This is a genomic window from Burkholderiales bacterium (assembly GCA_013695435.1).
In the GTDB taxonomy this organism is placed as follows: domain Bacteria; phylum Pseudomonadota; class Gammaproteobacteria; order Burkholderiales; family JACMKV01; genus JACMKV01.
On sequence record JACDAM010000165.1, the window covers coordinates 1 to 7341 of the forward strand.

A 7341-nucleotide genomic window follows, 5' to 3' on the forward strand; every position below is an offset into this window, starting at 1 on the left:
GAAGTTCGTGTTGGTCTGGAACCAGAGTCGGTCGTGAAAATAGTGGACTTCCGAAACTGCAAGCGGCCCGGTTCGAATCGACTCGACATACTGTGCGAAGCGCCGCGGATGCAGGTAATCCGTAAGAGTCGCAATTCCTCCGGGCACGAGCACGCGGCTCACCTGATTCAGCGCGACCATGCTGTCCTCTGCCGAAAGCTCCCAGCCCTCAAAGCCATCGCAGCAGAGCACGACCGCGAACGAAGCTTCGGGGAAGCGCAGCGCACGCGCATCGCCGAGCTTTACGACCGGCGCGAATTGCCCCTGCCTCAGGCTTATCCTTGCCAGCCGATCCTGCGTCTTTCTCACCGCTGTGGCCGATAAATCTATCGCACACACGTTCAATCCGACGCCAACCAGATGTGCGGTCAGTTGGCCCAAGCTGCAGCCTGCGTCCAACACAAGTTTGCCGGATTTCACGTACCTTCCGACTTGCGCCACAACCCAATCGTGACGCAATCCTTCAGCCGCTTGGGTGCTGTAATCCCAAGGCTCCGCATCGGTTTTGTGTTTATGCTCGAAATCGGTTCGGGTTTTGGATAGATCACGCATGAGTCCGCCTTGAATCTTGCCGCCGTTATGGCCGCTGCGTGATCTCGTGACGCTCGGCATGCAAAGCCGGCGGGGCGGGCACGAAGTCGGCGTCCGCCAGCGCGGCTTCAAACATCCGTGCGACGCGCAAGGCGCAAAAGCGGCCGGCGTGGCGGTGTGCCTGGCGTCCCATTTCGCTCCTGAGCACGTCGTTGCACGTCAGTGCGAGAATCTGCTGAGCGAGCGCGTAAGCGTCGCCCGCCGGAACAAGATGACCGCTCGTGCCCGGCCGCAGCGTTTCGGCCAACCCACCGCTATCGCTGCATACGACAGGAACGCCGCAGGCCTGCGCTTCAGCCGAAATGCGTCCGAAGGTTTCGAGACTGAGCGACGGCACGGCCAGCAGATCCAAGCCCGGCAAAACGGCGGACAAATCGCTCTCATAGGACAGCAGGGCATGCCTGCGCGCATACGCGGATGCCTGTATCTTTCCGGACAAACGCTCCAGCGCCGGCCCCTCGCCGATCCATACCGCACGCAGTCGCGCCACGCGCCGCATTGCCAGGGTCAGCGCCTGCTCCAATACGAAGATCCCTTTTTCGGGGGCCGGGCGTCCGGCGAAGCCGACGATGATGTCGTGTGAACTGCTGTCGATCCGATTGCGAAACGCATTCCGGCACTCCGCGCTCGGGCAAAAACGCGCGAGATCGATGGGGTTGTAAAGCACCTTGAGGTGCGTCGCCAGCGCGCCATCGCGCGCCAGTTTTGCGCGCTGATAGTTGGACACGACAAAGAAGCGGTCGGCCAGGCGCGGAATCCATCGACGCGTGACTGCCTTCGAGATCGACGCCAAATGCCTAAAAAGCGCGACGCGCACGCCCGTACTCCGGCCCACGACGACGAGCGGCCAATAAAGCCTGGAGTCGTTGCTGATCAGCCAATCCGGTCGGAAATCCCTGATCGCTGCATACAGGCGCTTCATCAGTCGCGGATCGAAGCCGCCGCGGAAAACGATGGCTTCGGTTGCGATGCCGGCGTTTTCGAATGCGCCGGCAAGCCAGGTTCCGTCCCGAATCAGCGCGCGCACATCGTGGCCGATATCGCGCATCGCACAGGTAAGTGCGACGGCGTGATGCTCGGTGCCGCCGATTCCGCGGCTGGCGTCAATAAACAGCAGCTTCACGATTGACCTTTGCGCCACGCAGGTTCTCGTAGCCTGTCGTGATCTGCAGCACGAAACGCAACCAGCCGCGCTCACCGTTTACGCAGATCCGCTTCAGGGTGTGCAGGTCGTCCGGGGCCGATGCGAAGCCGCGCTTTGTCGTGACCGCCGACACATAACCGCTTGCGCGCACCGCGCGTACGCAGTCGGCGTCGAAATCGCCGTACGGGTAGCAAAAATGTTCGATCGGACGGGAGAACGTTGCTTCGAGCATGCGTTTCGAGCGTTCGATCTTGAGCAGCTGTTCGGCGCCGCTGATTCGCGTCAAATACGGGTGGTTCAGGGTATGCGAGCCGATATCCATGCCGGCCGCCAACCAACGCTCGACATCGCCTGGATTCATCAGCGCCTTGCGCACTTCCCAGTGCACGGTGTCCCAGCGGTTGTAGCGGCCCAGCTCGGCAGCGACCAGAAAGCAGGTCGCGCTGAAACCAAAGCGCCGCAGCACGGGCAGCGCGTGCGTCAGGGTGTCGCGATAGCCGTCGTCGAAGGTCAGGATGACGATGCGGCCGCTCTTGTTTCCCGCAAGATACGGCAAGCCTTCGCGCAGCGAGACGCCGCGGTAGCCGAGCGCCGCCAGCGTGCGCATCTGTAGCGCAAACCGCCACGGCGCGAGGTAGAGGCGCCGATTAAGCGCCAAGCGCGGCATCGGTGCGACGTTGTGATAAGCGAGAATCGGATAAGGCATCGTTGCGAATCAGTGGAAATCGCGGACTTGCCGGAAAGCGCGGACGCGATGGCAGCGGCGACGCAACTGCTCGAAGCTTGCAATCGGCGGCAGGGCCGTGATCCGATGCGTCGTCATCGGGCTGCGTCCCACAGTTGATCGAGCGTTTCGGTCGCCGCTTGACGAACGAATGCGGTTTCGTCGGTTTGCGCCTGCTGCAGCAGCGCGATCGCAATCTTCCCGTCGATATCGCCCAACGCGTTCACTGCCGCCTCACGGATACGGGGATTGCGGTCGCGCAGCGCAACGGCCAGCGCACCGACGGAGTCCGCGCCGCCGATCTCGGCCAGCGACTCGATGGCCGCTTGTTGGACGTCGACGTCGCTGTCCGTCAGTGCTTGTGCCAGGGCCGCGAGCGCGCTCGCACCGCCTGCCTGGCCAAGCGCAATGGCTGCGTGTTCCCGGCTTTCGCTCGCGCCACTTTTCAGCGCTGCTCGCAGCGCCGCGACGTCGATCTGTGCGCGCGCCGTCCTCCCGCTTACTTTCGCCGGCAGCGCGAGCTGGGCCAGGTGCTTTTCGCCTGGCGCGGGCAGCAGCCACAGCCTTTCCAGGAGGGCATCGGCCGATGCGCGTTTTCCGGTGATCGGCGATTTCCATTCGAGAACCGAGCTGCGGTCCTTGAGGATGGTCAATAAAGCCTCCGCGAGCGGGAGCTGATTGAATTCCAGGCTCACCCTCCGCCCGGTTGCCGCATACGGCATCACAGTGAAATCAGCCTGTCGCGACACCTCATCCAGCAGTTCGAGCAATGCGACGTCGCGCACCTTCACGCTGAGCAAACCTGCGTCGAAATGCACGATGTTGGGTACCATGCTGAAGCCTGCACCGGCCCTTGCCGCGGCGAAATCGTTCGCGGACGCATCGTGCGCGGACAGCACCACGAGCAGGCTGGCGATAAGGCTCGCCACGTGAACAGTCGGCAAGATTTCCTCCGTTTCCTGGTTTTCACTTTCCGATCGCAGTCACGCCGGATTGAAGCCACGGCGCCACAGTGCGCAAGGTCGATCGGCAGATGTTTTCCCGGATACTATTCGGGCAAGCTGACCGCAGGCTTGTCGGAACATGAGCATTTGGCAACGTTGGGCCGAAACGGCCAGTTCGCCATGGACAAACGGCATACGAGACGCATAAAGTGATGTCGCGGCCTGTGCGCAGGAACCGTTTCAGCCGGGCTGCGGCCTATGCGTTTGGCATGCTCCATAAGGAGAGGGTTTTGCGATGCGCCTGCTTTTTGTCGAAGATGACTTGCGGATCGTTTCCTTCGTCGTCAAGGGACTGAAGGAGGCTGGCTTCGTGGTGACGCACGCGGCCGATGGCCACAGCGGGCTGGAATTGGCGCTCGATGGGTCTTATGACGCCGCCATCATCGACATCATGCTTCCCAGAATGGACGGGCTCGCGCTGATCGAGGAAGTGCGCCGGCGACGCATCCGGCTGCCGGTCATTATCTTGAGCGCCAAACGCACGGTCGATGAGCGCGTGCAAGGGCTGCAAGCCGGAGGCGACGATTACCTGACCAAGCCGTTCGCTTTTTCCGAGTTGCTGGCGCGCATTCACGCCTTGATTCGGCGCGCCAACAACACGCCCGAGCCGACCGGCATTACGGTCGGCGATCTGCATATCGATCTGCTCGCGCGTTTCGTGACTCGCGGCAGCAAGAAGATCGACCTGCAGCCCAGGGAATTTTGCGTGCTCGAATATCTGGCGCGCAACGCCGGACGCATCGTTTCCAAAACCATGATCATGGAACGCGTCTGGGACTACAACTTCGACCCGCAAACCAACGTTGTGGAGTCCAGAATCTGCCGCTTGCGCGACAAGATCGACAAGGGCTTCGCCAAGCCGCTGATCCATACAGTACGGGGAATGGGCTATGTTCTCAGAGAAAATTCCTAAGCTCGGGCAGACGCTCGCGCTGCGCCTGACGATCTGGTACGCCGCGATCTTTGCGGTCTCATCCGTGCTTGCTTTCGCGTTTGCCTACGCGCTGATCGCCGCTTTCGTCGCCGAGCGCACCGATGAGGATATGCAGGAGGATATCGGCGAGTTCGCCACGATGTTCCGGCAGGAAGGGATGGAGCGCGTCAGAAAGGAGATCGCGCTCGACACGCAGGGGAAGGAAGCAGAGAAAGTTTTCTTCCGCCTGTGGAGCAGCGATGGTCGTCAACTCGCGGCCAGCGAATTATCGGCCTGGCCCGACTTGGCAAGCGTGCCGGAAAAGGCTCTGCGCAATATCGATGACGGCGGGGCAGCGGCATCGAACACGCTTAAACTGCCGTCGCGCGAGGACCGTGTGCGCACGGTGATCGGGAGCCTCGGGCCAGGCATTACGCTCGAGATCGGACAATCGCTTGAGGACGATGAAGAGTTCCTCGCCGAAATCCTGCGCGGATTTCTGCTGACCTTATCGGTAGTGCTGGTTTTCGGCGGACCTATCGGATGGTTCATGGCGCGGCGGGCGCTGCGCGGCGTGAAAGAAGTCACACGCACCGCGAACGAAATCGCCGAGGGAGCACTGGACCGGCGCGTTCCGGTTGGATCGCAAGGCGACGAACTCGACCATCTGGCGCGCACCTTCAACACCATGCTCGATCGCATCGAGGCGCTGATCCTCGGCATGCGCGACATGTCCGACAATCTCGCGCACGATCTTCGCAGCCCGCTGGCGCGCATTCGCGCTTCCGCCGAAATGAGCCTGTCGAACATCGAGGCCAACGCGGGGCGCGAATCATTGGCGGTCAACACTATCGAGGAGTGCGATCGCCTGCTGGCGATGCTCAATACCACGCTGGACATTGCCGAGGCCGATTCCGGCGCCGCCAAGCTGAACCTGAGCCGCGTCGATCTCGCCGAGATTGTGCTTACCGCCAGCGAGTTGTTTCAAACGTTCGCCGAAGATAACCGAATCAGCCTGGTGACCAGCGTTCCCGAACACTGTCATATGCAGGGCGATCGGCAGCGGCTGCAGCGGGTGATCGCGAATTTGCTCGACAACGCGTTCAAGTACACGCCGGTGGGCGGCCAGGTTCGGATCGCTCTCACCGAACAGGGCGGGCGCGTATCCCTGACCATCGAGGACACGGGCATAGGCATAGCGGCCGATGATCTACCGCGAATCTTTCAGCGCTTCTACCGCTGCGATCGCAGCCGTTCGCAACGCGGAATAGGCCTCGGACTCAACCTGGCGCTCGCGTTTGTGCGTGCCCACGGCGGCGACATCACAGCCACCAGCACGCAAGGTGTGGGCAGCGTGTTCACCGTCGTCCTGTCGCAATCGCCTGGCGGCTCGCCGCAGCCGTCGCAGCGTTCCTGGGCACGATCCGAAAAGGTCTACGCCGGCACGTAGTCGACGCCCTCGGGCAGAGCCCTTCTCGTCTGGATTTAACGAGAATCGGGTAAATGCCTCACAGGTTTTTCCCCACCGCAATCTCCGATTCAGCCGCCGGTAAATACGTCTTCGTACCTGTTGTCGCGCATCGGCTTGCGCATTACCAATCGCTAATGATCCGACCATCTTGTGCTCATGTTGGCCGCTTAGTCTAAGCATGCCTGGTCGATGCCTTGCCAAGCGACCGGGCGACCGAATCATTAACCGACAGGAGCATAGCCATGATCAGAAACAGATGGACCACGGTTTCAGCAATGCTGATCGCGCTTTTTTTGGGAGCCGCCGCGCCGCCGGCCTGGGCGCAAGATTTGGATGAGGACGACGACGAGCCGAAAGTGGTCCCGCTCAAGGACGCGCGCCTGAAGATTGAACTCAACTCCACAGATCAGGACGCCGGCATACAGGCGTTCATCGATGCCGATCCATGGAAGAACATGAACATCTTCGATCCTTCGGGCAGGCTGATATTTCGCGCCACCAGTCGCGGCAGCCTCGCCAAACAGGGCGCGACGGAGTTGTTTCTCGAGAGCGGCGAGCCGAACTTCAGTGAGGTGCCGCTGGCTGAGTTTCTCAAGCGCTTCCCGGAAGGCGACTATCGAATCATCGGCAAAGGAATCAAGGGAGAGGAACTTGTGGGCACCGCGAAATTCACGCATAAGCTGGCCGCTGGACCCGTGCTCGTTTCACCCGAGGAAGATGCCGTAGTGGATCCCGACAATCTTGTCGTCAAGTGGAATTCCGTCGGCGCGGCAGACGGCAGCCCGATCGTCGGCTATCAGGTGCTCGTCGTCAAACCCGATTCCGGCATTCCGGCGATACCGAAAGTCATCCTCGACGTGACAATGCCGCCGACTGCCACAAGCATGGCCGTTCCGCCCGGATTTCTGCTCCCGGGTTCCGCGTATGAATGGGAAATTCTCGCCATCGAATCGGGCGGCAATCAAACACTTTCAGTCGGTCACTTCAAAACTCCGTAGTTGTTGGCGCAGCTTCGCGGTCGGGAGTCGTCTAAGACTCCCGACCTTCCTTAGCGCACATTCAGAGACACGTTATCCGGGCGTATTCTCGCCGCCTGAAAGCGCGTGTTGCTGATCGTCATTCGGTAAGCTGGTCAGCCATTTTCAGGAACAGCAAGAGCGTCATCTGTTCGACGTACTCGAAGCACGAAAGCCCGGCATCCTGAAGCGCCCCGGCATAGCTCCATGCGCGTTTGCCGATTTGGGATGTGTCCATGCAGTCAGGCGGCCGTCTGTTTGAGAAATGCCGCCGGCGAAAGCGCGCGCACCGGCGAGCGGCGAAAGTCGGAAACGTTGCGAGTCACGATTGTGTCCGCGCCCCACGCCAGCGCCGAGGCGACTTGAAACGCATCCTCGATGTTGGATACCGGCAGCGTGAGCGCTCGGCGCGCATCGGCGGTCGCGACCGGAGCTACCT

At 61.3% G+C, this 7341-nt stretch carries 9 protein-coding genes; 3 read left to right on the forward strand and 6 right to left on the reverse strand.

Annotated features, from left to right (window positions below; genetic code table 11):
* From H0V78_08575 to H0V78_08590, 4 genes are all read right to left on the reverse strand, one after another.
* Window positions 1–591: class I SAM-dependent methyltransferase (locus H0V78_08575; protein ID MBA2351827.1), on the reverse strand; the 591-nt coding region annotated here is incomplete at its 3' end.
* Window positions 592–616: 25 nt separating this feature from the next.
* A complete protein-coding gene (locus H0V78_08580) occupies window positions 617–1771 on the reverse strand; it encodes a glycosyltransferase family 4 protein (GenBank protein MBA2351828.1) in 1155 nt (384 codons plus the stop codon).
* The gene (locus H0V78_08585; protein MBA2351829.1) at window positions 1734–2480 is read right to left on the reverse strand and encodes a polysaccharide deacetylase family protein; all 747 of its coding nucleotides are present in this window, start codon (window positions 2478–2480) and stop codon (window positions 1734–1736) included. The genes H0V78_08580 and H0V78_08585 overlap by 38 nt, the downstream gene beginning before the upstream one ends.
* Window positions 2481–2593: 113 nt before the next feature.
* The gene (locus H0V78_08590; GenBank protein ID MBA2351830.1) at window positions 2594–3400 is read right to left on the reverse strand and encodes a HEAT repeat domain-containing protein; all 807 of its coding nucleotides are present in this window, start codon (window positions 3398–3400) and stop codon (window positions 2594–2596) included.
* A gap of 337 nt (window positions 3401–3737) precedes the next feature.
* Here H0V78_08590 and H0V78_08595 point away from each other — a divergent pair, with 337 nt between their 5' ends.
* The 3 genes from H0V78_08595 (at window position 3738) to H0V78_08605 (ending at window position 6884) form a co-directional block, all read left to right on the forward strand.
* Window positions 3738–4415, forward strand: a complete 678-nt coding sequence (locus H0V78_08595) for a response regulator transcription factor (GenBank protein MBA2351831.1) — start codon at window positions 3738–3740, stop codon at window positions 4413–4415.
* Window positions 4393–5865 (forward strand): HAMP domain-containing protein, encoded by a 1473-nt coding sequence (locus tag H0V78_08600; GenBank protein ID MBA2351832.1) that lies wholly within the window; start codon window positions 4393–4395, stop codon window positions 5863–5865. Before H0V78_08595 ends, H0V78_08600 begins: the two co-directional genes overlap by 23 nt.
* A gap of 263 nt (window positions 5866–6128) precedes the next feature.
* Window positions 6129–6884: a hypothetical protein gene (locus tag H0V78_08605; GenBank protein MBA2351833.1), complete on the forward strand. Its 756-nt coding sequence runs from the start codon at window positions 6129–6131 to the stop codon at window positions 6882–6884.
* A 118-nt stretch (window positions 6885–7002) separates the two neighbouring features.
* Here the strand turns inward: H0V78_08605 and H0V78_08610 are convergent, their stop codons facing one another.
* On the reverse strand, window positions 7003–7140 hold the full coding sequence (locus tag H0V78_08610) for a hypothetical protein (GenBank protein MBA2351834.1): 138 nt from the start codon (window positions 7138–7140) through the stop codon (window positions 7003–7005).
* Between the two features lie 4 nt (window positions 7141–7144).
* On the reverse strand, window positions 7145–7341 hold a 197-nt coding region (locus H0V78_08615; GenBank protein ID MBA2351835.1), incomplete at its 5' end, for a PIN domain-containing protein.

What these genes read in the sequence shown, in the direction of transcription:
- H0V78_08585 (MBA2351829.1), bottom strand. Translation starts at nt 2,480, where the DNA reads ATGCCTTATCCGATTCTCGCTTATCACAACGTCGCACCGATGCCGCGC.
- H0V78_08595 (MBA2351831.1), top strand. Translation starts at nt 3,738, where the DNA reads ATGCGCCTGCTTTTTGTCGAAGATGACTTGCGGATCGTTTCCTTCGTC.
- H0V78_08600 (MBA2351832.1), top strand. Translation starts at nt 4,393, where the DNA reads ATGTTCTCAGAGAAAATTCCTAAGCTCGGGCAGACGCTCGCGCTGCGC.
- H0V78_08605 (MBA2351833.1), top strand. Translation starts at nt 6,129, where the DNA reads ATGATCAGAAACAGATGGACCACGGTTTCAGCAATGCTGATCGCGCTT.
- H0V78_08610 (MBA2351834.1), bottom strand. Translation starts at nt 7,140, where the DNA reads ATGGACACATCCCAAATCGGCAAACGCGCATGGAGCTATGCCGGGGCG.